The sequence below is a fragment of the Bernardetia aquimarina genome (assembly GCF_042180575.1).
GTDB lineage: Bacteria > Bacteroidota > Bacteroidia > Cytophagales > Bernardetiaceae > Bernardetia.
Map to the genome: position 1 here is coordinate 5,674,297 of NZ_CP170094.1, position 26,164 is coordinate 5,700,460.

20 protein-coding genes are annotated in these 26,164 nt (G+C 29.5%); 14 read left to right on the forward strand and 6 right to left on the reverse strand.

Features of this window, described 5'->3' with window-relative positions; translation table 11 throughout:
• Positions 1–105 precede the first annotated feature (105 nt).
• The 8 genes from ACE193_RS24420 to ACE193_RS24455 all read left to right on the forward strand — a co-directional run bounded on the left by ACE193_RS24420 (position 106) and on the right by ACE193_RS24455 (position 9,890).
• Positions 106–3,462 carry a PAS domain S-box protein gene (locus ACE193_RS24420; RefSeq protein WP_375560802.1) on the forward strand — a complete coding sequence of 1,119 codons (3,357 nt, stop codon included), beginning with the start codon at positions 106–108 and terminating at the stop codon, positions 3,460–3,462.
• Positions 3,463–3,466: 4 nt separating this feature from the next.
• A complete protein-coding gene (locus ACE193_RS24425) occupies positions 3,467–4,513 on the forward strand; it encodes a hypothetical protein (protein WP_375560803.1) in 1,047 nt (348 codons plus the stop codon).
• Between the two features lie 31 nt (positions 4,514–4,544).
• A complete protein-coding gene (locus ACE193_RS24430; protein ID WP_375560804.1) occupies positions 4,545–5,588 on the forward strand; it encodes a hypothetical protein in 1,044 nt (347 codons plus the stop codon).
• Positions 5,589–5,947: 359 nt separating this feature from the next.
• Positions 5,948–6,319: a phasin family protein gene (locus ACE193_RS24435; RefSeq protein WP_375560805.1), complete on the forward strand. Its 372-nt coding sequence runs from the start codon at positions 5,948–5,950 to the stop codon at positions 6,317–6,319.
• A gap of 219 nt (positions 6,320–6,538) precedes the next feature.
• Positions 6,539–8,257 carry an ABC1 kinase family protein gene (locus ACE193_RS24440; RefSeq protein ID WP_375560806.1) on the forward strand — a complete coding sequence of 573 codons (1,719 nt, stop codon included), beginning with the start codon at positions 6,539–6,541 and terminating at the stop codon, positions 8,255–8,257.
• Positions 8,258–8,276: 19 nt separating this feature from the next.
• Positions 8,277–8,621 carry a hypothetical protein gene (locus ACE193_RS24445; protein WP_375560807.1) on the forward strand — a complete coding sequence of 115 codons (345 nt, stop codon included), beginning with the start codon at positions 8,277–8,279 and terminating at the stop codon, positions 8,619–8,621.
• A gap of 315 nt (positions 8,622–8,936) precedes the next feature.
• Positions 8,937–9,491 (forward strand): prephenate dehydratase domain-containing protein, encoded by a 555-nt coding sequence (locus ACE193_RS24450; RefSeq protein WP_375560808.1) that lies wholly within the window; start codon positions 8,937–8,939, stop codon positions 9,489–9,491.
• A 93-nt stretch (positions 9,492–9,584) separates the two neighbouring features.
• On the forward strand, positions 9,585–9,890 hold the full coding sequence (locus tag ACE193_RS24455) for a chorismate mutase (protein WP_375560809.1): 306 nt from the start codon (positions 9,585–9,587) through the stop codon (positions 9,888–9,890).
• Between the two features lie 244 nt (positions 9,891–10,134).
• Here ACE193_RS24455 and ACE193_RS24460 read toward each other — a convergent pair whose 3' ends face one another.
• On the reverse strand, positions 10,135–10,563 hold the full coding sequence (locus ACE193_RS24460; protein WP_375560810.1) for an STAS/SEC14 domain-containing protein: 429 nt from the start codon (positions 10,561–10,563) through the stop codon (positions 10,135–10,137).
• 259 nt (positions 10,564–10,822) lie between these two features.
• Here ACE193_RS24460 and ACE193_RS24465 point away from each other — a divergent pair, with 259 nt between their 5' ends.
• From ACE193_RS24465 to ACE193_RS24485, 5 genes are all read left to right on the forward strand, one after another.
• On the forward strand, positions 10,823–12,355 hold the full coding sequence (locus tag ACE193_RS24465; RefSeq protein ID WP_375560811.1) for an MBOAT family O-acyltransferase: 1,533 nt from the start codon (positions 10,823–10,825) through the stop codon (positions 12,353–12,355).
• 10 nt (positions 12,356–12,365) lie between these two features.
• Positions 12,366–12,785 carry a hypothetical protein gene (locus tag ACE193_RS24470; protein ID WP_375560812.1) on the forward strand — a complete coding sequence of 140 codons (420 nt, stop codon included), beginning with the start codon at positions 12,366–12,368 and terminating at the stop codon, positions 12,783–12,785.
• Between the two features lie 19 nt (positions 12,786–12,804).
• Entirely contained in the window at positions 12,805–13,404 is a 600-nt protein-coding gene (locus ACE193_RS24475; RefSeq protein WP_375560813.1) for a hypothetical protein, read from the forward strand.
• Between the two features lie 123 nt (positions 13,405–13,527).
• On the forward strand, positions 13,528–14,754 hold the full coding sequence (locus ACE193_RS24480) for a glycosyltransferase (protein ID WP_375560814.1): 1,227 nt from the start codon (positions 13,528–13,530) through the stop codon (positions 14,752–14,754).
• A 222-nt stretch (positions 14,755–14,976) separates the two neighbouring features.
• Complete coding sequence (locus tag ACE193_RS24485; RefSeq protein WP_375560815.1) at positions 14,977–16,218, forward strand: ABC transporter permease; 1,242 nt, start codon at positions 14,977–14,979, stop codon at positions 16,216–16,218.
• 298 nt (positions 16,219–16,516) lie between these two features.
• Here ACE193_RS24485 and ACE193_RS24490 read toward each other — a convergent pair whose 3' ends face one another.
• Positions 16,517–18,016: a peroxiredoxin family protein gene (locus ACE193_RS24490; protein ID WP_375560816.1), complete on the reverse strand. Its 1,500-nt coding sequence runs from the start codon at positions 18,014–18,016 to the stop codon at positions 16,517–16,519.
• Between the two features lie 400 nt (positions 18,017–18,416).
• Between ACE193_RS24490 and ACE193_RS24495 the strand changes: the two genes are divergently transcribed.
• Positions 18,417–19,370 (forward strand): cation diffusion facilitator family transporter, encoded by a 954-nt coding sequence (locus ACE193_RS24495; protein ID WP_375560817.1) that lies wholly within the window; start codon positions 18,417–18,419, stop codon positions 19,368–19,370.
• A 101-nt stretch (positions 19,371–19,471) separates the two neighbouring features.
• Here the strand turns inward: ACE193_RS24495 and ACE193_RS24500 are convergent, their stop codons facing one another.
• The 4 genes from ACE193_RS24500 to ACE193_RS24515 all read right to left on the reverse strand — a co-directional run bounded on the left by ACE193_RS24500 (position 19,472) and on the right by ACE193_RS24515 (position 25,848).
• Positions 19,472–19,666, reverse strand: a complete 195-nt coding sequence (locus ACE193_RS24500) for a histone H1 (RefSeq protein WP_375560818.1) — start codon at positions 19,664–19,666, stop codon at positions 19,472–19,474.
• A gap of 329 nt (positions 19,667–19,995) precedes the next feature.
• A complete protein-coding gene (locus ACE193_RS24505) occupies positions 19,996–21,240 on the reverse strand; it encodes an aminotransferase class I/II-fold pyridoxal phosphate-dependent enzyme (protein WP_375560819.1) in 1,245 nt (414 codons plus the stop codon).
• Positions 21,241–21,564: 324 nt separating this feature from the next.
• Positions 21,565–23,358, reverse strand: a complete 1,794-nt coding sequence (locus ACE193_RS24510) for a response regulator (RefSeq protein ID WP_375560820.1) — start codon at positions 23,356–23,358, stop codon at positions 21,565–21,567.
• Positions 23,359–25,848 (reverse strand): reverse transcriptase domain-containing protein, encoded by a 2,490-nt coding sequence (locus ACE193_RS24515; RefSeq protein WP_375560821.1) that lies wholly within the window; start codon positions 25,846–25,848, stop codon positions 23,359–23,361. It abuts the gene before it with no gap.
• Positions 25,849–26,164: the final 316 nt, after the last annotated feature.

The window sequence follows — 26,164 nt, forward strand, 5'->3', positions numbered from 1 at the left end:
TTATCTTTCTATGCAGAAGAAATAAAAGTATATTTTAATAGAAATTTGAACTCGTATAAAGTTTTGGCAAATTTTAGAAAGTTTTATTAGAACAGGCAATACTACATGGAAAGACCAGAATTCAATCCACTTTCAACATCCAACCTAAATCCTACCAATGCAAGTCATCTTGCTTGGCTGAATCATTTGCCTGTGCTAGTTTGGCAAACCAATGCTGAATTGGTTGTAGAAAATATTATTGGTTCTTTGGTAAACGAATTTGAGATTAATACATCCAAAATTATTCAAAAAACAGTTTGGCAGTTAGAAGAGGAAGAAGATAATAAATGGATTTTTTCAGCTCAATCTCATGCTGATGTTCTTTTAGGAAAAGAATTTTATTCTATCGTAAATCACAAAAATAACTTTTATCGTCTTCAAATTACGGCTCTCAAAGCAGGAAATAAATTAATAGGAACAGCAGGAATGCTCACTCATATTAATTTAGAACAGGCTAATAAAAATGATACGGATTCTACCGATAATTCTACTAATGATGCCTTGATTTACAAATGTGCAGAGCTTTTGCCTTCACCTACACTGATTTTTTCGGCAACAGATAATAAAATACAAGTAGCTAACGAACCCTTTTTAAAATCTTTTAAGTATGATAAAGATACAATCTTGGATCAATCTATCCATCTACTTATAAGCAATTCTGATTTATCTCAAATTCGTAGTCGTACACGTAGAAGAGGAGTAGTTAGGACATTTGAGATGAAAATGAGAAGAAAAGATAAAGGTAAGTTTTTTTGGGTCAAGATGGCTGTTCAGATGATGCAAATTGCAGATAAAAAACATTATCTACTCCAATTTACAGATATTACAAAAAGTAGGCAGAATGAAGAAAAATGGCGTTCTCTTATCAAATTTGCACCTGATTATGTACTTCATGTAGATTTAGAAGGAAATATTCAATACATCAATCGTACACCAAACGAAACTTCTATTTCAGAAATGATGGGAAGAAATGTATATGAACTTCTTATGCCTAATGAGAGAAGTAAATTAAAAAAAATATTAAGGCAAGTCTATGAAACCAAAAATATAGGACGTTTTGAGAGTTTATTTTATAATTATGTTACCAAATCACGTACTACTTGGCTAAGTGTCAGAATTGCTCCTATGGTAACTGACGACGAAGTAACAGGGTTTGCTCTCATTGCTTCTGATATTACAAAAGCAAAACAGAATCAAGAACAGTTGAGGCAAAGTGAATCTAAAAACAAAGCCTTATTAGATACCATCCCAGACCAAATGTTCTTACTTTCTGAAGAAGGTAGAATTTTGGATTATAAGGCTGACCAACAAGATTATTATAAATTTAAAAACCCTATCAATAAAAAAATAGGTGATGTGTTTTTATTGATGGTTTCGGATAAAGTAGAACGAACAATTCAGAAAACATTAATTACCAAAAAACCACAATCTATACAATATAATCACCTTACTAAAGATAATGAACTCCTTCATTTGGAAGCTCGTATGAATCTTAGTACGCAAGGAGAAGTACTCATGATTGTGCGAAATATTACAGAACAAAAACGCAATGAAGAAGCCATTGTAAAAAACAGACAAGAATACAAACAATTACTTAATAATATTGATGAGATTGTTTATGCTGTTGGAATAAATCCAAATACAGGAACGTATGAACTAACCTTTGTGAGCGAACACTTGCAATCAGTTCTCAATTATCCTATTGATTTTTTTAATAAAGGTTTTATTCCATGGATGCGTGTTGTACACCCAGAAGATAGAAGAAGAGTACTAGAAACAATGCAACAAGCTATTTTGGGGCAAACTAAGGTTTCACGTACATTCCGAATTTTGCATCATACCGAAAAAAAATATTTATGGCTTGAAGAACGTATCAATCCACAGGTAGATAATGTAGGCAATTTAATGGGTTTTTTGGGAGTCGCTAGAGATATTACACACGAAAAAATTGCAAAAGAAGAAAAACAAAGGCTTATTTCTCTTATTGGAAGTAGTCATGAATTAATCGGACTGACCAATAAAGATGGAATTATAAAATTTATAAATGAAGCTGGAAAAGAGCTATTAGGAATTGATGACAAAGCCAATAAAAGAAAGCAAAAAGAAGAAAAAATAATAAATACAAGTATCTTAGATTATTTCACTCGTTCTTCACAAGAAAAAATACGGCTAGAAGTATTTCAGTTTCCTAGACATGAATCATGGGAAACAGAACTTCGAATCATCAATCGTAGAAAATACATGCCTTTAGATGTTGCTGTTTCATTTTTTCCTATCAAGCTCAACGAAACACATGAGGCTACTTCTATTGCTGTTGTGATGCGTGATATTAGTGAACGCAAACGCTCAGAAAGAAAAATAAAACAGAGTGAACAAAAATACAGAACGCTCATTGATACAATGCGTGAGGGAATTATTGTTTTGAATAGTAAAGACGAAATTGTCTATGTAAATGAACGAGTTTTAGAACTTCTAGGACACGTACAGGGCGAACTTGTAGGAAAAACTATCGATAAACTTCTTTTTTCGAAAGAGATAGATGAAGAGTCACATCTTACACTTCAAAAGCGAATAAAAATAACACCAGAACAATATGAGCTTCAGCTTCGAAGAAAGTCAGGAGATAGTCTGTGGGCATGGGTAAGCAGTAATCCAATAAAAGCAGATAATGTAGAGTCTTTAGGAACAATTCTAGCAGTAGCAGATGTAAACTCACTCAAAATTGCTCAAAACGAAATTGTTTCGGTCAATAAAGAAATGGAACAGCTATTATATCGTGCTTCTCATGACCTAAAAGGACCTATTAGTTCGGTAGAAGGTGTTTTGAATCTTTTTAGATTAGAAAAAAGTGATGACCCGACCGTACAGCAATATACAAATATGATAGAAGTATCTGTCAAAAAACTTAGTGAGCTAATTAAAGATTTGACCAAGGTTTCTTCCATCAAGCAAGGAAAATTAAATGTAAAAACGATTGACTTTGAGCAACTTATTAATAGTATAATAGCTACTTTTTCATTTTATGAAAACTATGATAATATTGAGTTTAGAGTACACGTAAACAGCAAAAAAGAATTTTCTACTGATGAGAGTTTACTTTATACTATTATTCAAAATTTTGTAGAAAATGGAATTAAATACTCCAAACGTCTTTATGATAATTCATTGGTTCAGATTACTGTAAAAGATACATCTAAAGGAATTGAAATAGAGTTTTTAGATAACGGAATCGGAATTGCAGAAAAATATCAATCGACTATTTTTGATATGTTTATTCGTGCCAGTGACCAAGCAAAAGGAAGTGGTTTGGGATTGTATATTGTTCATAATGCCATCAAAAAACTACAAGGAACAATTCGTCTGGAGAGTGAAGAACATGCTGGTTCGATTTTTACGGTGCGATTGCCTTCTATTGATTTGTAATTTTATGAAAAAATTAATTTCAGAATATTTATTTTTACTTTTTTTAATTTCATTTTCTTCTGTGTTTGCTCAAGAAAATTCAGATTACTTCAAACCTTTTCCTACTGATATTCAAAAAATAGTTGCTACTCAACATGGAATTGAAAAAGGAGATACTATCTCTCAACCTATTTTTGAATATAGTTTTGACAGAAGAGGAAATCTAATTGGTGTAGAATATTTTGATTATTCGAAAAGCGAAATAAAGTATGACTCGTTAGATAGAATAAAAGAGGAGTACCTAGTTACTCAAAATGATGCTTTTCATGGAAATACTAGATATTATTATCCTTCTAAAAATCAAAAAATAGAAATTCATGACAAAATGAATTTTCATCAATATATCAAAACAGATTTTACTTTTAATGCAAAAAACAAAATCAGTAAAGAATTACGATATGATTCTACTTTTAATTTTGTAGATTCAACAGCATTAGTTTATAAGTTTAGCACAACTTATTCGTATGACAAATATGGTAATAAAGTAAAAGAAGTACGATTTGATGATTCTTTAAAAAAAGTAATTTATAAAATGAATGCGTTGTACGACAATAAAAACTTACTAAAAATAGACGAAATTTATTATCGACATCCAGCTAATATAAGTTATTTTAGAAGCAGACCAAAAAATGACTTTTCTAATATAAAACAAAACTATTTTTATATTAAAAAAGGATATTTTAAAGGTAAAATTTATATCCAAAATAATTTCATAAAAAGACTAGACTATACCCATCAAGGCGAAATACACTTTACTTATAAAAAAACAGATTCATTAAATTCATTCAAGACAAAAGAATATTTTATTGATTATCCAAATGATAAAGCAGATTCACAAAATATAGTAGAAGAGAGGAAGTATTTTAATGATGGAAAATTAAGTCAAATTAATAAGTATTTTTATCGTTATACTAATCTAATTGCATTTGAAGAATATTTTCTTGAAGAAGACATCTTCAAAATAGGACGACGAATAGAATATCAGTATTATTTTTATCTAAAAAATGAGTAGAAACATGGCTTTGTCAAAAAACATAACACTTATGAAACAATCACTTTTTAAGCTCCTATTTCTCTTATTTTCACTTCTATCTTTTTCTGTTTCAGCTCAATACGCCGAATCTTATACAGATTTGAAATTATTTCTACCTTTGCCTACGAGCATAGAAAAGATAAAAGCAGTTCAGCATTCTATCTATAAAGGAGATACAATTTCAGAAAATTTCTTTGAATACCATTTTGATAGAAGAAGAAATTTTATCGATTGGGAATATTTTACCTATCATGTAGGAGAAGAAATAAAATATGATTCAGCAGATAGAATTGTAGAAATTGATGGACTTTATGGAGAAAGTTTTGAAAATGGAATAATCAAGTATTACTATCCTTCCAAAAATCAAAAAATAGAAATTCATGAGAAAATGGGTTATTATAAATACATAAAATCCGACTTTATTTTTGATGGAAATGATAGAATTGTTGGAGAAATAAAATACGATTCTACCTTTAACTTGATGGATTCAACACTTTTAGTTGATACAAAAAATATAAGTTATTCTTATGATAAATATGGAAATAAAGTGGGAGAAATACATTTCATAAATTCAGGTAAAGATTTTGGATATGAAATGCACGCTCTTTATCATGAAAAAAAAATACTCAACAAAACAGAACGGTATTTTGAGAATAATAGCACCCAAAAACTACTAGAAGAAGAGTTTTTTTATATCACAGAAGGAAATTTTAAAGACAAAATTTCGAAACGGATAAGTAGTATATCGACAAAAAATGATACTACAAAAAATGAAGTTCGCTTTTCATATAAAAAAGTAGATACACTAAGCAATATTCAAGAACAAAAATATTTCACAGACTATTCTGATGATAAAGAATATTTGCAAAATACAGTAGAAGAGAGAAAGTATTTTAGAAATGGAAAACTAACACAAATCAATAAATATTTTTATCGTTATAATCATTTAATTGCACTTGAAGAATATCACATATCAGAGGAAAAAAAGTCAGATCCAAAACTATCTAATTGGACAGAATACAGCTATTTTTTCTATCCCAAAACAAAAAAATAAAGAGAAGATATGAGCAAACAAATGACCAATGGTCATTTTATTTCCATTGGTTTAAAATATTTTAAAAAAAGGCTTGTTTTATTAAAAAAATTGGAATGAAATTGCGTTTTTGATAAAAATAGGCGAAATCTTTCATTATTTATGCAAAAAAGTTGTATTTCTCTGTAACATATCGTTACTTTGCGTCGTTGTTAGTATGCAAGCATAACAAAAAAAACTCTTCTTAGTGTGTGTAGAAAGTTTGATTGTATCAGCAATTTTGGTTTTATTTTCAGTATTCATTTACATTCAAAAACTAAATTACTGACTTGCCGTACAATTTTTTATTCCAAACAAAAAACCTTTTAAAATTCAATTCTATGGAAGATTTATTAAAGAAACTCGTTTATACAGGTGTTGGTGTAGTATCAATGACTGCTGAAAAATTACAAGAAGCTGTTGACAAATTAGTTGATGAGCGTAAAATGTCTGCAGATGAAGGCAAAAAATTAGTAGATGAATTTTTTGACACTACTGAAGAAAAGAAAAAAGAATTCGAAGGACAACTTTCTTCTATCGTAGAAAAAATCGTTCGTTCTTTCAAATTTGCTTCAAACAAAGAAATGTCTGAGCTTACTGACCGTATCAAAACATTAGAAGCTCACGCTGGTATCGTTGCTGAAGTAGAGCAAAGCGAAAAAAAAGCAGTTAAGAAAGCCCCTGCAAAAGCTAAACCTGTAGCTTCTAAGTAATTTACAAACGTATTACTTTTCTACAATTTAGCAAGTAGCTAAAATATATAAGCTATATAAAGCCAAATTTTTGTTCTTTTTTTGTAAAGGAATAAGAATTTGGCTTTTCTGATTTAGAATGTGTAATTTTATGTAGCGTATCCTATTAGATGCAAAAAAATATAATGTGGACTTTATTTAGTCTGCAAGAAGTAGCCAAATTCTCAAAAAATCAACTCTATGTTTTTTCAGAACACTGTCAAAAATATAAATCGTCTTAGACAAGTAATTCAAGTGTTATTGAAGTACGGTTTTGAGGATATTGTAATGAATACTCCTCTTCAAAAACTGATTCCACCCAAAACAACACTTACTTGGACAAACAATGAAGAGGGAGAAAGTGAAGCCTTGATGGTTTTTTCGACTCGTTTCGAACGTCTAAGAATGGTTATTGAAGAATTAGGACCTACTTTTGTTAAATTAGCACAAGTACTCAGTAATCGTCCTGATTTTATTCCTGAAGATCTTATTCATGAATTCAAAAAACTACAAAATAGTGTTCAACCTTTTGATACAGAGATTGCAAAAGAAATTATTTTTATAGAAACAGGACAAACTACTGATGAACTTTTCCAATTTTTTGATGATGTGCCTATTGGTGCAGCTTCTATCGGACAAGTTCATCGTGCTAGGTTGCATACTGGCGAAGATGTAGTAGTGAAAGTTCAGCGTCCGAATGTACGTGCAAAAGTAAAAACTGACCTTGCACTTTTAGTAGAATTTGTTCGTTTGACAGAAAACTTTTTTGTTTCGGCTGGTATCCTAAATCCATTGGATGTAGTAACTGCTTTTGAAAAAACCATGCAAAAAGAACTGGATTACATGACCGAAGCAAGGCACATGGAACAGTTTAGAAAATTATATAAAGATAAAAAAGAAGAATTTCATGTTCCAAAACCTTATTTAGACATTTCGACTTCAAAAATACTCGTTATCGAATATGTAAGTGGATGTAAAATTACAGATGTGGCACAACTGGAAGCATGGGGACTTGACCCAAAAAATATTGCTGAAAGAGGAATGGATATTTATCTGACACAGATTTTTGAATATGGACTTTTTCACGCAGATCCACACCCTGGTAATATCTTGATACGACCAAATGGTCAGATAGTTTTATTAGATTTTGGAATGGTAGGCAAGTTAATGACACATCAAAAATTTGCTTTTGCAGGTGTTTTTATCAATCTAGCCAAACAAGATGCTCGTGGAATGGCTTCCAACCTTCGCAAACTTGCCATTGATAGTGAGATAGAAGATATGCGTAGTTTTGAGTATGATTTGCACGAACTAATAGAAGAATTTGTGGTATTGGATGCTGCTGGTGATATGGGAATGGCAGATTTGACTGAAAGACTACAAAAAATTATTTATACCTATCGTTTGGAAATGCCTGGTGTTGTATTTTTGATATTACGTGCTTTGGTAATTTTGGAAGGAATAGGAAATACATTGCACCCAGATTTTCAGAGTTTGGAATATATTCGTCCGTATGGTGTCAAAATTTTGGCAGAAGAATATTCAGTTAGTAATGTCAATTCAGAACTTTCTTATACACTTACTGAGTTTGGAGGACTTTTGTATAATTTTCCTTCCGAACTTCGATACATTCTCAAAAAATTACGAAAAGGAGAATTTAATTTTGATATAAAAATTCAAGCCGACGAGCCTATTCTCAAAAAAGCAGAATCAATTACCAATCGTCTTACTTTTACGATGCTTATTTGTGCGCTTGTGATTTCGGCTACTCTTTCCCTAAATGCAAACTTTCCAGATTATCTCAAAACTAATGGAGGAATTCCTTATTTAAGTATTTTGGGATATGGCTTGTCTATTTATTTAGCTATACTTTTATTTTTATTGATTGTTCGAAGTAATATTGGAGGAGGAAATAAGTAAAAGTTATTGAATAAACGACATGGAAAATATTTTATATCTTCTTAGACAATATGAGTTTCATGATTTATGTGTGGAACATATTCGTTTTATAGATAATGATACAAAAGTAGAGTTGTCTATTGTTATTCTTCCATTTAATGAAGAAAGAGATGATTATGATAGAGTAGAACTGTATTTTTCTGATATTCTCAATCTCAAAACAACAGAATTACATTTTACATCAAACTCTTGTATAGAAATAAATAGCTTTGATTATAAATGGAATGAAATATTTATTGGTAAATTTATCTTTACTCAAGGTTTTGGTGAAAGTTGTTTTCTCCTAGAAATTGAATGTGATAACGTTGAGATTACAGAGAAATAAAATTATTTCATTATTATTCCAGATAATACTTGCAAAAATCAAAATAAGTGTTTATAATTGCCTATCGATAGTCAGTTAAAGACAACTAACTGAACTCAAAAACATTCAACTTTGTAAAAAAACAGATGACTCTTAACATTTTCTCTTTCAACTTTTATTATTTCTACTTTTTTAGCCCTTTAGTCAGGACAAAGAAGCAGATTGAAAGTTGATTGCCAAAATTTAAGTAACAACTTACCCTACAAACTTCTAAACCCTGACTTTAAATAGTCGGGGTTTTTTTTATGCCATTACATAAATAAACTAAAACAAACTATGAAAAATATCGCTATTCAAGGAAAACTATTTTCTTTCCATCATCTAGCAGCGCAAAAGCAATTTGGAGAAAAAAATAACTGGTTACATTGTCAAAATTTTGATGAATTATTACAGGCTGTTGCCACAAAAAATGTAAAAATGGGAATGATTGCCGTCGAAAATTCTCTTGTTGGAAAGGTTGCTGATAACTATCAGAAAATTGATATAATGAATTTGAAAGTAGTAGGAGAAATAAACCTTCCTATTCAACTTCACTTGGCTGCAAAAAAAGGAACTCAACTTCCAGATTTACACAATATTTACTCTCATCCTGTTGCACTTGCCGAATGCGAACTATTCTTTTCTAAAAATAAACATATTTCTCCAAGCAATTTTAGTGATACGGCTGGTGCAATTCGTTGGATAGCCGAGCAGCAAAAAATGAATAAAAATTTAGATTCGGCTGCCATTGGTGGAATTGAAGCCATTAACTATTATGGACTTCAAGCTATTCAGAAGAACATTCACGACCATCACAACAACATTACTAAATTCTTAGCTATTAGTCTTTAATCAGTTATCACGAAATTGTTTTTTGAATTAATTATTTTGATTACTTTACTTTTATTACTTCTATAAGTCTCAATTCTAAATTTATTTTCTATTATGAATGCTTCTCAAAAACTCCCAATTACTACTTCTTCTTCTGACATTTGTTTGAATGAATGTCGCCAAGAAATCGACAAAATTGATACACAGCTTATTCAAATGATAGCCAAAAGAATGGAAGTGGTCCAAAAAATAGGACAGCACAAACGACAAAACAAAATAGAAACTCTCCAACCTAATCGATGGCAGGCTATTTTAGATTCTCGTCAGAAAATAGCTGAGGAATTAAATTTACCTTCTGATTTGGTTTTAGATATTTTTGAAGTAATTCATCAAATGGCAATTCAAACACAAAATAAATAATGGACTTTTATTTTTATTAAAAAAAATTTCCATCAAAAGGCATACAATGAGTTTTGATAGAATGTTTATAAATTACTGTTGGTTATAAGGCTAAAAAGTAAAAATAAAAAAAACAAGAAGAGTTACAGCAGATTTTTGAATATTATATTTCACTAAAGGCATAAAACATCTCAAAAATTGAAAAAGCAGATTTGAGTAATTCCTAAAGATTATTTTTGAATCTACTTTTTTATTCGATCAAAAATTAACCTATATTTTTTATCCATTTTATAGCTTCTTCTTCACTTTCAAAATATTCTATTTTTACTTTTATATCTGCCTTTTCAATTACACCTACAATTACGTTTATCATATTGCTTTGAAATTTTGTTTGAGGTTTTACTATTGCAACCATTGCATTTTTATTTGTAGCAACATAAAATTTAGGAGCAAAATAAGAAGCAAACCAACTACGAGCTGAAAATGGAACAGAAATAGGATCTGAATCATTATCTACTACTGAAAGAATAAGTTTTGTGTAAGGATTGGTTTTATATTCTTCTAATATGGAAGAATAGGCTGCTTTGTACTCTTGTTCACTGACCTTTTTTTGTAAGCGAATGAGATAATAATTAGATTCATTATTAATATAAGAATTGGCACAATTATCAGCACTTTGATAGAGTAAGTTCATATTTAGTAGAAAAATTGAGTTTTTAAAGAGTAAAGTTAGATAGTTTATGATTAGGGATAGAAAATATACGAAAAAATAAATCAATTTTAGAGAATTTATGATAAGCCCAACCAAGTTTTTATAGCTTTTTATTTTAAATTCTAAATTTCTCCAGTTTTTCTAAGATAGAATCCTTTTTTTTAGTAGTTTTGAAATTGATTTGCAAATTAGTAGGTATTACTCAATCTTTTGCCATTTTTACGCCTTTCTTGACTCATTTATGGAAAGTATTTTTTTATACAAAGAAAACGAACCCCTTATTTTTACAAACGTATTATTTTGGTTTTTCTTTGCGCTCGTACTTTTCATTTATCAGTTTGCAAAAGACAAGCAAATTGCTAGAACGTCCTTTTTGGCTCTCTTTAGTCTTTATTTTTATTATTTATCAAGTGGTTGGTTTTTCTTGCTTCTAATTTTTTCTACGATTGTAGATTATTTTATTGGAGAAGGGATTTTTAAAAGCGAAGACGAAAAACATCGAAAACTACTTGTTACGCTTAGTGTAGTCATTAACCTCTCTGTTTTAGCTTATTTTAAATATACTTTTTTCTTTGTAGATTCTCTCAATACTACTTCTGAATGGCTTTCAGGAACTTCTTGGGATATTGCCAAAACAGATTATTTTTCTTATTTTCTTAATCTGTTGGTAGGAAAACCTTATTTTGATACGACTTCAATTTTTCTTCCTGTCGGAATTTCCTTTTATACTTTCCAAACAATTAGTTATTCAATAGATATTTATAGAAGACAGCTAGAACCTGTCAAAAATATAGTAGATTTTGGTTTTTATGTGAGTTTTTTTCCTCAGCTTGTCGCAGGACCTATTGTGAGAGCATCTGAGTTTGTTCCTCAAATCTATAAAAAGTATAAACTTTCAAGTACAGAATATAATGAAGCTATTTTTCTGATTATCAATGGTTTGGTTAAGAAAATGTTGATTTCAGATTATATTTCTGCTAATTATGTCGATAGAGTTTTTGCCGAACCATTTCAATACACAGGTTTTGAAAATTTAATGGCTGTTTATGGCTATGCGATTCAGATTTATTGCGATTTTTCGGGTTATACAGATATTGCGATTGGTGTAGCTTTGCTTTTGGGTTTTCGTTTGCCTATCAATTTCAATTCTCCTTACAAGTCTGTGAGTATTACAGATTTTTGGCGCAGGTGGCATATTTCGCTTTCTTCTTGGCTTAGAGATTATTTGTATATTCCTTTAGGTGGAAATAGAAAAGGTAAAGCAAGAACTTATGTAAATCTATTTCTGACAATGCTTTTGGGTGGATTATGGCACGGAAATGCTTGGCGTTTTGTAATTTGGGGTGCACTTCATGGTGTTGCTTTAGCTGTTCATAAACTTTGGCTTACTTTTGTGGATATTCCAGAATCTTGGCAAAAATCAAAGGTTTATAATGTCATAATGCTGATTATTACATTTCATTTTGTATGTTTTTGTTGGATGTATTTTCGTGCTGCCGATGTGGCGACTGTAAACTTAATGTTGGAGCAGATTTTCTACAAGTTTGAATTTGCAGGAATTTTTGAAAGGATTGCAGCATACAAGACCATTTACGCCGTAATGTTTTTAGGCTTTGTAATCCATTGGTTGCCAGAAGATATAAAAGCAGCTACACGAACTACCTTTGCAGACCTTCCAGATGTCGTAAAAGCAATTATTATTGTAGCTATTATTTTGCTTCTCTTTCAGTTTCAAACAGCAGGGATTCAGCCGTTTATTTATTTTCAGTTTTAGTTTTTTACAGATGAGAATATTCATTGGTCTAGTTTTCTTGAGTTTTATTTTTTCTTGTGTTTCTCCACCGAAGACAAGTAATGTTCAAATTCAAGTTTTAACTCCTGTTGAAAATACAGTAGAAAAAGTAGGGGAGTTGTATATGTATGAAAATACAGCAGTTTTTTTTAAATTAAGTTTACAAAGTGATTCTAGTTTTAACCTCGTAAAAGACTCTTATCACGACTGTACAGGTTCTTACTGGTGTAAATCAAATGGAACATATCAGTTAAAACAAGATTCTATTTTACTGAATTTTCAAAAAGCTACTGGAGGACGAGAAACTGAAGAATTTATCGAATTTTTCTCTAATAGAACAATTACACTACCTTTTTCAGAATGTGAAATAAAACTTTTGAGTATAGAGCTAAAGAATGAATCGTGTGAATAATAATGTAAAATAGGAAATAATGAAAAATACCTTAATCAACATAATCCTAATAATTAGTTTTAGTTTACTATCTATTTCTTCTTATGCTCAAAAATTAAATACTTCTTATACTGGATTCTCTTCTGATAGTTTATCAGTGATGAATGGATTAAGATTTGAAAATGACTCTATACTAGAATTCAATTATGTACCATTTCATCATGGTTTTGGAAGATATTATGTAAAGATGAAATATAGTCAAAAAGATGATATCATACACGTAGAGAAAGCAAATATAGAAATGCAAGATACATTGCTTCTAAAAAATATTCCGTTTTATTATTTTGAAAAAGATATTGTTTTGAAAGTTGATGATAAGGCAATAATTGATGAACAAGATAATCGTGTGTATGTAAAGAAAAAAGATTTTAATAAAAATAAGAATAATATAACTTTTGTGTTCAATGGAAAAGATTATAAAAGTTTTAGTCGCAGAGAAAAGAAGGGTTTTGAAAAAAATATTATAGAGAACCGTGAAAAATATAAAATAACTATTTATAGAGGATTAGATGCCTACTTGAAATATGGTTATGATGCTGTATTAGGGGGAGTAATTGAAGTAAAGAAAAAAGAGAATTAATTTATTGAAATTTAAAAAGCATTTATCCTGCCTTTCATCATACAAATCCTATAAATCACTCGCTAATCAAATAAGTGTATTTTTTACCTCACTCTACTCATTTTTTGGATTTATATTTTCGTTTTGCTTTTCGTTCTCTATGGTTGGCATAAGGAGAATAATGTCGTAGGTGGGGACACCGACAACGGCGAAGATTTTGTTGGTGGAGATACCAACAACGGCGAGGAAGAAACTAACAAGGGCAAAAATTATATAGAAATAAACAAAATACGTTTTTCTGTCCTAATTCCTGTCAGAAATGAAGCTCAAAATATTACAGCTTTATTGAATGATTTGGCTTTACAAGATTTAGATAAAGACAATTTTGAGGTCTTAGTTTTAGATGATAATTCAGAAGATGATACAGCACAAATTGTAAAAGATTTGATAATAAAAGTTCCTTATTCTTTGCAGCTTATTTCCGTTCCTGCTGCTAATTCTGCACACAAAAAACGAGCAATTACACTAGGTGTTTCGAAAGCAAAGTTTGAATATATTATTACCACAGACGGAGATTGTAGAGTTCAAAGAAGTTGGCTTTCCACTTTTTCAAATTTCATTGATTACAAAGAAAAAACAAATGAAAAAGCCTTTTTTATTGCTGGAGCAGTTCGTCTAAATTATAAAAGAGATTTTTTTGCAGCTTTACAGGCTTCTGAATTTGCTACCTTGATAGGTTGTGGAGGTGCTGCTCTCAATTTGGGTTTTCCATTTACTTGCAATGGTGCAAATATGGCATATTCCAAAAAGATATTTGAAGAATTGGGAGGATATGAAAACCAAGAGAAAAATAATACTATACAAGATGGCTATCAAATTTCGTCTGGAGATGATGAGTTTTTATTACATAAATTTCACAAAGTCTATCCTAAGAATATATTTTTCTTAAAATCAGATAAAGCAATCGTCGAAACAGAAGCAGCTCAAACTTGGAGTCAATTTTATAATCAGCGCAAACGTTGGGCAAGTAAATGGAATCAACATAAGAAAATAAGTCATGCAGCAATTAGCATGTTTGTATTTTTGGTTCAAGTTTTTACTTTATTGATGTTTGTTTTTATTACTTTTGAGATATTTACAACAGATTTTTATCTAATAGACTCAAAACTAAGAAAATATCTATATATTAGTTTTTTTATAAAAATGAGCATAGAATTTTTCTTTTTGTATTCTGTTTTATGTTTTTTAAGGCAATTAAAAGCTATTTTTACGTTACCTTTTTGGTGGATTGCTTATAGTGTGTATGCTATTTTTTTTGGAATTGTAGCACAGAAAAAAGGCTATCAATGGAAAGGAAGAAAAACAAAATAAAGTACCTTGTAGGTTAAAGGCTTGCCTTTGGCTGTATTCTAAGTTATTAAAATTCAAAAAATGACAATGGAAAGTGTTTATTTTCAATAAGAATAGTTTTTATGTATCTTTCTTAGTAAATTAGTCGCTTAAAGAAGACTTCTTACAATGAGTTAGTAATTACTACCAAAAAATACTACTTTTAATAATTAATCATTAGACTGCATTCGTTTATTTTTCTAAATGGCATCAGAATTTGAGCATATATCGCCTTCTTTACAGATACGCAAACGCTTATTGAATCACAAACCAGCTATGTTTGGGCTTTTTGTGATTTTGTTTGCTGTCTTTGTGGCTCTTGCAGGACATACTATTATGCCTGACAAAACACCAAATGCAAACGATGGAGCTGTGCAGATAAGTAAAGAATTACCTGTTTTTGAAACAAAAATGTTGAAATTTAGAAAGCGAATTTCTACCGAACATACAGGTTTTTTTGAAAGTATTTATAATGGAGATGAAACAGATTATACCATTACACCTATAGATACTTTTCGGATTGTAGGAGATACAGTATTTTTTAAAATTTATGGCAGAGAAAAAAAAGAACTTTCTTACTCACTTATTTATGCCACAAAGCCTGTTTTTTCAGGTGTTTCGGGTTTGCTTTCAGATGATTCTCTCAATTATAACTATCAAATAAAAGGTGATACAGTGCGCTATGTCGATATTCAAAAACGTGTCAGAACGACCACTTTATTTGAACTAGCTGAAGAATTCCAAAAAGAAAATATAGAAACTCGTACTTATTGGCTCGGAACTGACCGTTCGGGTAGAGATATTTTGAGTCGTCTGATGTATGGAACACGAATTTCTCTTACTATTGGAGCTATTGCTGTTTTGATTTCACTTGTTTTGGGAGTGAGTTTGGGTGCTATTTCTGGTTATTTTGGTGGTTGGATAGATAGTGTCATTCATTGGTTTATGACAGTCGTTTGGTCTATTCCTAGTATTATGCTTGTCATTGCAATTACCATTGTACTTCAAAGTAAAGGAATTTGGGTGGCATTTGTGGCTGTTGGTCTGACGATGTGGGTAGAAATTGCTCGTATTGTAAGAGGAAAAATCAAAACAATTAAAAGAAAACCATTTATTGAAGCTACACATGCTTTTGGAATGAGTCATTGGAGGATTATTTTTAGACATATTTTGCCTAATATGTTGGGTGAAATTGTGGTGGTTACGACTTCCAATTTTGCAGCAGCTATTTTGATAGAAGCTGGTTTGAGTTTTTTAGGATTAGGCGTTCAGCCTCCTACACCTTCTTGGGGAATGATGGTTTCAGAAGGATATTCTGTTATCGGAACGAGTAATAGTTGGCATTTGATTGTCTTTCCAAGTCTTTGTATTAGTATTCTTGTTCTTGCTTTTAATCTTTTGGGTAATGGTTTGAGAGATGCGTATGACCCAAATACTAGAGGGTAAGTCAGTCAGTAATCAGTAAAGTAGTGACCAGTCAGAAATACTTACAAAAGAAAAATATTTATAAAACACAATATGATTTATTACAATTTTCTAATTCTTGTATATTTTATAGGGGGCATTTTTTCTATTTTCTCTTTAGTTGATATTTTAAAAAATAAATTTGAAAATAATGACAAGTTAATTTGGGTAATTCTAATCATAGCTAGTAATTTTCTGTTTTTATTTAATCTTGTGGCAAATATTCTTTATTATAAAATAGGACGTAAGCAGAAAATACAATAGATTTTATCAAATTTTTCTACTCCTCTAATAAATAACTAATATCTTCCAAAAGTCCTTCTTCAGATGGAAGTTTTGTAGCAGAATAGACTAATTTCCCTTTTTTATCAATCAAAAAGGCTGTTGGCAAACCATTCAAATTATATCCTAAGGTATCAGAAAAGTAACACGATAAAGACTTAATATTCAATTCTTTAAATTTATTTTCTATATGTGTGTTCTTTGAAATAGTAGAATTTAATTTTGCAGTCTGAATCCAAAGAAATATAACTTCATTTGATTTTTTTTCAGTTTGATTATCTAGTTGGTTATTTAAGTATTCAAACCCTTTCAAATGATTTTCTATAAATTCGCTTTCTAATGAACTAAAAAATAAATAGACAATTTTCCCTCTAAAATCAGATAGTTGTACATTTTGTCCAGTAGCATCTTGCAAAGAAAAATTAGGAGCTACTTTTCCTATTTTGATTTTTTGACTATTTTCTATAAATTCTTTCAAAATAGAAGCTGATTTATCGTCTTTGTGATTGGCGAGATATTTTTTGTAATAACTTTTATACAACTTTTCATTTACTTGACTATTGTTATGTTGAACTAATTCCATAATCAAAATAGCCTGTGCATGAGCCTGTACACTTCCTAAAAGTTCTTTTTCTGTAATCTTAAATAAAAGTGGATAATACAAATCAGAATAGGCTTTAAGAGATGTTTCTTGATGATATTGAGTATAACGAAATTCTAAATAATTTCTCAAAAATCGCAAATAAGCAGGTTGATTGAGCGCAGACGGACTTTGAATAATTGTTTCTTCAAAAAAAGAATAATACTCTTTAGATAAAATTTGTGGTGATTTGTCATTCAAAAAAGCATGTAAAACAGGATATTCTGCCAAATGATTTGCATTCTCATAAGCAATTCGTTGTTCCATTGCCAAAATAAAATCATCAGAAAGAGGTTTTCTTCCTATTGTTTCTTCTAAAAGTCTGAATTGATTTTTACGTAATTTTTCTACCTCACTTTTAAAACTCTTCTCATTTGAGGTTTTATATTTTTTTGGATATAGCGCATTTTTGGAGTGATTACCAAATTCTATTTCCCATTGTTGTAAAAAATTGTTTTCGGTTGCTCCCAGTCCAAAAAATTTTGTTCCATAAGGTAAAGCTCCTAATTCTAATTGCATATTCAAACTGTCGCCCACATGTAGATAAACTTGTCCTTGTTTGTCCTTACATTTCCACAAAAGCCAAGTTGATTTTTTTAGAGGAATAGCCAAATTAAACTCTCCTTTTTCATTTGTCGTTACGAGTTGTCTTTTGGGTTGATATGTCAAATATTGATGCTGATATTCTATGATTAATTGATATGAAGAAGCAGGAAGTATTTTTCCTTCTAAAATCGTAGAAAATTGAGCGAATACTTCAAAAGTAAAAAATGAGAAAAATAAAAAAAGAAGACTGAAAATAGAGTTTTTGAAAGCAGTATTTCTAAAAATAGAATTTATACGTAAAAAAATAGTCATTAATAAAGAATTATAAGAAAACATGTAATGCTAAAGGCAAAGTTAAATAATCAACAAAATTAAGCCAAATTCTATTGATATAATGCGGATGCAACAAAATTGCGCTACTTATTTTTTATTTTTGAAATATTAAGGAATGATTATGAGCTGCCAAAGCAGCGAAGCCAATTAAAGATTACGGATGTAAACGGTTTTTTCCACAAATAAATTCTAATTTTGAAATTAGTAGGTTAAAGGCTTGCCTTTAACTGTTTTTTATGACTATAAAAAAGACTATCTAACAAGTCAAAGGCAAGCCTTTTGACCTACAAATACACTATATTTATTTTTTAACCTTTAAGGAATAAGAAATAAATAACCTCATGAAATCTGATAATTAATAATTTACCATTTTTAATCTATGTTACATTCTCACGACCATAATCATGCAGGACATAGTCACGAACATGCTCCCAAAAGTTTAGAAAATATCAATTCAGCTTTTTATATCGGTATTGTTCTCAATATAATTTTTACAGCCATTGAGTTTATTTATGGATATTCTACCAATTCTTTGGCTCTTTTATCAGATGCTACTCATAATTTGAGCGATGTGGGTAGTCTTATTTTGGCTCTTATAGGAATGAAACTTGCCAAAAAAACGGCTACTTTGAGTTATACATACGGATTCAAAAAGGCTTCTTTGTTGGCTTCTCTTATCAATTCGGTTTTACTTGTAGCTGTGGCTGGAGGGATTATTTATGAGGCGATTGAACGCTTTACAAACCCTTCTTCTTTGGCTGGTATAACAATTATTGTGGTTTCTGCGATTGGTGTTTTGATAAATACTATTTCTGCTTTTTTATTTTTTAAAGGACAGAAAGATGATATTAATGTAAAAGGAGCTTTTTTACATTTGCTTGTTGATGCACTTGTTTCGGTGGGAGTAGTGATTGCAGGAACGATTATTTATTTTACAGGTTGGACAGTAATTGACCCAATTATTAGTCTTGTCATTGCAGTTGTTGTTTTGATTTCAACTTGGAATTTATTTAATGAAAGCATTCATTTGGTTTTAGATGGCGTTCCTCGTAGTATAAAAATAAAAGAAATAAAAAAATCTCTTTTAGAAATAGAAGAAATAGAAACTGTTCATCACATGCATGTTTGGGCATTGAGTAGCACAGAAAATGCACTAACTGTTCATATCGTTTTGAAAAAAAATATTTTTGAGAATCAAAGTAAAGAAACAACTTTACAATGTTGGGAGCGTCTAAAGTTAGTTATTCGTCATAAACTTTTACATCATTCTGTTCATCATGCAACTTTAGAACTTGATGCAGATGATAGTTTGGAAGATGAGAAAGTGCATTAAGGTTATTCTTAAAATATTCTTTCTACAAAATAAAAAACCATTTCTATAAAAATAGAAATGGTTTTCTTTTATAGCACACTAAAAAAGATTTAAAGTAAAAATTACTTCTTTGCAGCTTCAGTACGTTTGTTTTTAGTTTCCTGTACTTCAGTACGGATTTCTTGTGCTAATTTTTTGAGGTCTTGCATTCCTTTACGGATACGAGTTCCTGCTGCTTGATTTTCTTTATCGTAAAATTTAGAAAAATCCTCTTTTAGTTCTGTGATTAAGTCTTCGACTTCTTGATAACGACCCATAGTGAAAAGTAAATTGAAGGTTATAAATTAAATTAAAAAAAATGCTTTTAGAAGCAAAAAGAATATAAGACAAAATGCCTTAATAGCTCTATGATGCCCTATTTGAACGACAATATACTAACAAAACTATCAAAAACAGCGTTTTGAGCCACTTTTTTTTAATTTTATTATATATTTTTAAAATACGGAAATATCAATTTTTATTTTATTTGATTCAATACTAACTTAACAAACTGAAAAACAATTAGTTAGTCTGTTTTTTGATGCAAATCTTAAATTTCTAATTTAAAAAGGATAAATAGAAAATAGAAAATAAAACGAGTATTAATCTATATAGCAGCACTAATTTCATTATTTGCATAAACTCCATTTTTGAGCTTATCCGAAACAGCTTTAAATGCTTCAATAGTTTGATTTACGTCTTCTAGTGTATGTGCTGCCGTTGGAATAAGACGCAACATAATTACATCTTTAGGAACAACAGGATAAATCACAACCGAACAGAAAATAAAGTAATTTTCACGAAGGTCAATGATAAGATTACCAGCTTCATTATTTCCACCACTCAAAAATACGGGTGTAACTGGAGAATCTGTTTCTCCAATATTGAATCCATTTTCACGAAGACCATCTTGAAGCGCACGTACTACCTTCCAAAGATTAGCCTTTAGTTCTGGCATAGTACGAAGCATTTCCAAACGTTTCATATTACCAACAACAAGAGGCATTGGTAGTGTTTTGGCATAAATTTGAGAGCGCATATTATAACGTAAATAATTAATTACGTCTTCAGGACCTGAAACAAAAGCTCCAATACTTGCCATAGATTTGGCAAATGTAGAGAAATAAATATCAATTTCGTCTTGAATTCCTTGTGCTTCTCCTGTTCCGATTCCTGTTTCACCCATTGTACCAAAGCCATGAGCATCATCTACTAATAAACGGAAGTTATATTTTTCTCTAAGTGCAACAATTTCTTTTAGTTTTCCTTGGTCACCAAGCATTCCAAAAACACCCTCTGTGATTACTAAAATTGCTCCTCCTGTATTTTCTACATATTTAGTTGCTCTCTCTAATTGTTTTTCACAGTTTTCGATATTATTATGAGGAAAAACGTAACGTTTAGCAAGACTCATTCGAAGTCCATCAAGAATACAAGCATGTGATTCAGAATCATAAACTACTACATCTTTACGGTCAAGGAGAGCATCTACAACAGACATAATTCCTTGATAGCCATAATTTAATATAAAAGTATCTTCTTTTTGTACAAAATCTGAAAGTTGTGATTCAAACTCTTCTATTGTATTTGAGTTTCCAGACATCATACGTGAACCCATTGGATAAGCAAGTCCCCATTCTTGAGTAGCTTCTGTATCTGCTTTACGAACCTCTGGATGATTGGCAAGTCCTAAGTAATTATTCAAACTCCATGTCAATACTTCTTTTCCTCTAAATTTCATGCGAGGCTTTAATTCTCCTTCCAGTTTTGGAAAAGCAAAATAGCCATGTGCAATAGAAGAAAATTGACCTAAAGGGCCACGATTTGTTTTTAATTTTTCGAATAAATCCACGTTATATCTTTTAGTTAATGGTTGATGTAGCGACTTTTTAATCAATTCTATTTAATTACTAATTTAATAAATTAATAATTTTAAATTATTACTTTTTTTGTAATTTTCAATCTTAAAATTATAGTTCAATTTCTTTTTAAGGAGCAAACTAAAAATAGAAATTATGAAAATAAGATTCTCCATTTTTTATTAAAAGCCGAAAAAATAATATGCAAATATAGTGCGAATAAGGCAATTTTGGAAATACAGACCTATTCTAAGCCGTTTTTGTTTGAAATTTCTATTAAGTTTTAAGTTAATATAGACTAATTAGAAAGGCTATTATTATATTTTTTCTCCTTTCAAGACAGCATAAACCATTCTAAACATATTTTTACAATCTGTTAGAGAAATATTGTTTGGCTGATTTTCATTTGAGTGCATAAATTTATGTCTTTTCTCTTTTAGCGTTTCATAATCTTGAATATCTTGATGAGAAAAAAGATTATACCTTAAAAGTAAAATTGCAGCATAGCCAGCTAGTATTTTTAAGCTGTTACGGTCTTCAAAATTTTTTATAGTTTGTTCAGATTTATTAGTTTGAAGTTTATAATATGGATGTTGTAGTATTATACTTTTATCATTGGGATCTGTCTGTTTCTTCTCAAACATTAACAATGTTTCATAACTAGGAGTATTAGGTGGTTGATTTACATTAGTAATTATTTCTATTTGGGGAGCTTCATTATTAATCTTTTTTAGATAGTAACTCCTACTAGGATCTTGTTCATCAGTATCATGTACATCAAATAATCCTACAACAACAAATTCAATTAAATTACAATAAGAAATAAAGGCATAATTTAAGAATTTTTGATTATCAGATACATAAGAATGGTAATTCTCAATAGTATCATACGCATAATTAAGACTTAATTTTACAGATTCTACAAAATTATCATCAATAGATTCATGTGAATATTCACTATCTAAATGATTAATAAGCTCGTCTGTATGTTTCCAAAACCACTTTAGAAAACTAGATCTTTCAAGAGCTATTTTCATTTCTTCGTGGAAAGCTTCAAAATTTTGTTTCGCATAGTCATTTCCATAATTAAAATCTGGGCTTTGTTTTATATAATAACCGTCTGCGCCAGTTTCTAATAATGCCTTCATATTCCAAGCCTTATTTGATGCTGTAAATATTACTACTTGTATTCCTTTGTTTTTTTCTTTTATTTTTTTAAGAAGTTGATAACCTGAGAAATTAGTTATATCATTAAAACCTGCTGTATTAGACTTATCAGAAGATTTTAATCTTAAATCTAGTAAGACAACATCATACTCATTTGTACTTATCAAATTTTCAGCATCAGTAAATATTTTATTTTCATCTTTGCCACTACCTAAAAATGATATAGGAACTGAGGTAAAATTATTTGTATCTAATATGATTTTGAAAATATCTTCCCAACCCTTATCAGCTTGGTCATCAATAAGTAGTACATTTTTATCTTCACAATCTATTTTAATAGGCTCGTCGCTTTGTGTGGCAGAAAAATCTACATTGTCTTTCAAGCATAAATATTTAAAATAAAGAGTTTTTGCTTTTTCTTTTACTAGAGTATTGTTATTTACAGCATACAATGTATTAGTATATTGAGCTAACTTAAATGCTCCCCATTCATTGGAAATAGTATGGTTAGTAGTTGTTTCTGGTTTACTAATTATTATTAAGCCATCTTCTATTGCAGTTCTTATTTTTAGGTCAGTAGTATTTGTATAATCTATCGACAAATCATCAATATCACCTATATCTTCATAATGTATTAATTTCGTATTTAACAGACTATTTGGATTTCCAGAGCGTAAATTATCTTTAGATAATCGCCCTACAAGGTAAATAGGTTGTTTGAATCCTTCAAATCGTAAATGTGTAGCAAAAGATAATCCTTTTTGTTCGTCATTTAGCTCACATTCAATTATAAATACTTTAGTATCTATAAAAGATTTCTCAGCTACAAAATCGTGATAATATATATCACTATTATTTATAGGAGGAGTTAGCTCAAGCCATGTGATTTCTTCTTTATTCTCTAGTTGTATAGAGTTAGAAGTAAAATATAACCCTTGTATCATTTATTTATCGAATTTTTGAAGATGTTTATTTAAAAAGTTATTTAACTCTTTTTTCTCTTTAAATATAGGAATTTTCTCACTAGAAATTTCTAGCAATTCAGAAATTTTAATTATCACTTGTGAAGACAGATTTGAATAATTAACTTTCTTTTCTCTCATTTCATCCATTAAATCTACTTTTTTTTGTATCTTCTCTTGGTAAGAAACATTTTTATAGAGCAACATTTTCTCGTTTACTTTAAAATTAACTCGTATTTCCTCAAGAAAAGATGGAAGATTATTATATAAAGTTTTAGCATTAAGGTAAATCAGATTGTCATAATAACCATCATCAGATCCTCCACTAAATACAATGATAGGAATATTATTTTTTTTACATTCATTAATTATTGTATCTGAATTAGCGTAACTTTTATGCACAATGATTGCTTGATATTTTTTTAAACTTGCCATATCTTCTAAAGATGACCATCTTATCAAATTATCATTTGATATTTCGTATTTTCTTTCTTCAAATTTATCATCTATTAAAAGTACTTTAGGTAAAGATTTGTAAAACATAAGTTGATATGTAAACCCTTTAGGTTTTTTATTAAGAGGCTGTATATTATTACTTTCAGGAAGAACACTAACCTTATAAGATTTATTGTCATTAAATGTAGCTATTATATTAAAATCACATATAGACCACAGTTTTTGTATAATTGCTTCAATGTCTCCTCCTTTAAATTGCTCTACAACCTTTTTTGAAACAGAATTTATATCTATGATATTAAAAATTAAAATATTTCCATGTTCTTCTAATTCAAAACTGATTCCTCTAGAACCATTACTATGTTTAAGGCACATGTTTAAAACTATCCATATAGCGTACTCTATTCTTGTTACATCTGTTATAAATGAAGCAAGACTATTGAATTCCTCTACTTTCTTTGGTAAAATTTGATAATAATCAAATTTATTTTTGATATTTAAATTACCATTTTTAGCTCTTGAAAAAGCATTTTGAATTACATCTAGTAATAAAGTTTCTTCTTGTTTATTAGTTCCAAAACGATATGTTTTTTTAAACTCAAAAACTTTTTCAGTAAAGTGTTTGTCGTTAAGAAATGGGTGCTTTGCAGTTTTTTTATAAATATCCAATCCCTCTTTGGTATACAAGCCAATCAAATTTTTTCTTATATGAGCGTATAAAGTTTGTGGTATCTGAAATTTATGCTTAGGAAATTGGACACTATTTGGTTGATATTCTTGATCAATACGCTTTAGTTCTTCTACTAAATCTATGTCTTCATCCCCATGTACAAGTTTTCTTAAACTAAATTTTCTAGAAGAAGAAAAGACACTTAAAAATTGTAGAGTATTTAATGGTCTATGTTGGCAAAAATTTCTTATATCCTGTAGAAATGTTGGGGTATAAGGTTTTACCTGTTTAGGATTTATTTCAATTTCTATCCAATCTTTTACTCCTACTAATTTATCAAACTCATTTTTATATTTTTGATAAACTTTATCTTCCTCTCCTTTTACTTGTTTTAAAAAATTAAGTTTTCCTACTATATATTTTATAAAGTCAGTATTAGAGAGATTGCCTTTTTCAATACAACTTGTTTTGTACTGTCTGTCTGCTTCTTTATATCCGTATTTAGACCAATTATGCAACATAGCACGTATTTCTCGTACATAACTTTGAGATACATTGACTTTTTCGTTTACTGTAAGTCCTGTAACTACTTGTCTTTCTGTATAATCTTGTAGCCTAGTTTTGGCAGGGTTTATTTTGAAATTCTCATCTTCTATAATTTTACATAGCTCGTTTACAAATTTTTCATCGAAGACATCTTTTCTTGAAGAAAAAGTTATATCATCAGCATAACGAGAATAACGAGCATAGTATTTTTTTGATAGTTTAGTCAATCTTCTATCTAGCTTTTGACAAACTACATTACTTAAAGTAGGAGAAGTTGGTGCGCCTTGTGGAAGAGTATTATTATAGCAACAAAGATTAGCTATTAAAAAAGCTAATTCATCGTTTAGGTTAAAAGGAGAGAGTTCTAAAACAGTTTTTACTCTTTTAAACTGAATATTACTAAAAAAATCTAGTAAATCTACATTAAAAACAAAATTCCTATTAATATGTTGCTGTGCATTTTGAGCAATATTTTTGTTGGGAACAAAGCCATAAGCAGAATAATGAGGCGTAAATACAATGTTTAACGCTGTATTCAAACAACGTTGTAACATTTTTAAAAATGGAACAGGAGCATTTAATACTCTATCTGTTCCATTTTTTTTAGGTATTAAAATTCTATTATATCGCTCTTTTTTGTGAAAAGCAAAATAAGAAATATTTTTTTTAGTTATTTTTACCTTAGGATCATCATATAAATTAGACGATATATCAGATAGAAAATTAACCAAATCATCTATATTATCTAATTTAGAAAAACTATCTTTAATAGATTCAATATTTATATTATCAAAGTTCATAAAAAAAAAAGTATTTATCAAGTCAATTTCACTTTTGTATGAAAATGTTCTATTAACATAATATCAAAGAAATTAAGTAAATTATAGATAAGATAACCTAGACTAGAGGATTCTATATATAATGCTTCTCTCTTTGTGCTTAAATCGTTAGAGTAATTATTTCTTTTGGCGAAACTTTATTTTTCTTTTTCCACGTCAAAAGGAATAATGACTCAATCAATCGATAACCTTAGTCGAATACATTGCGAAACGCAAATGCCAATTCAAATTTTTGATAAATACTTTATTGAATGATATATAAAATAACTAATTATAA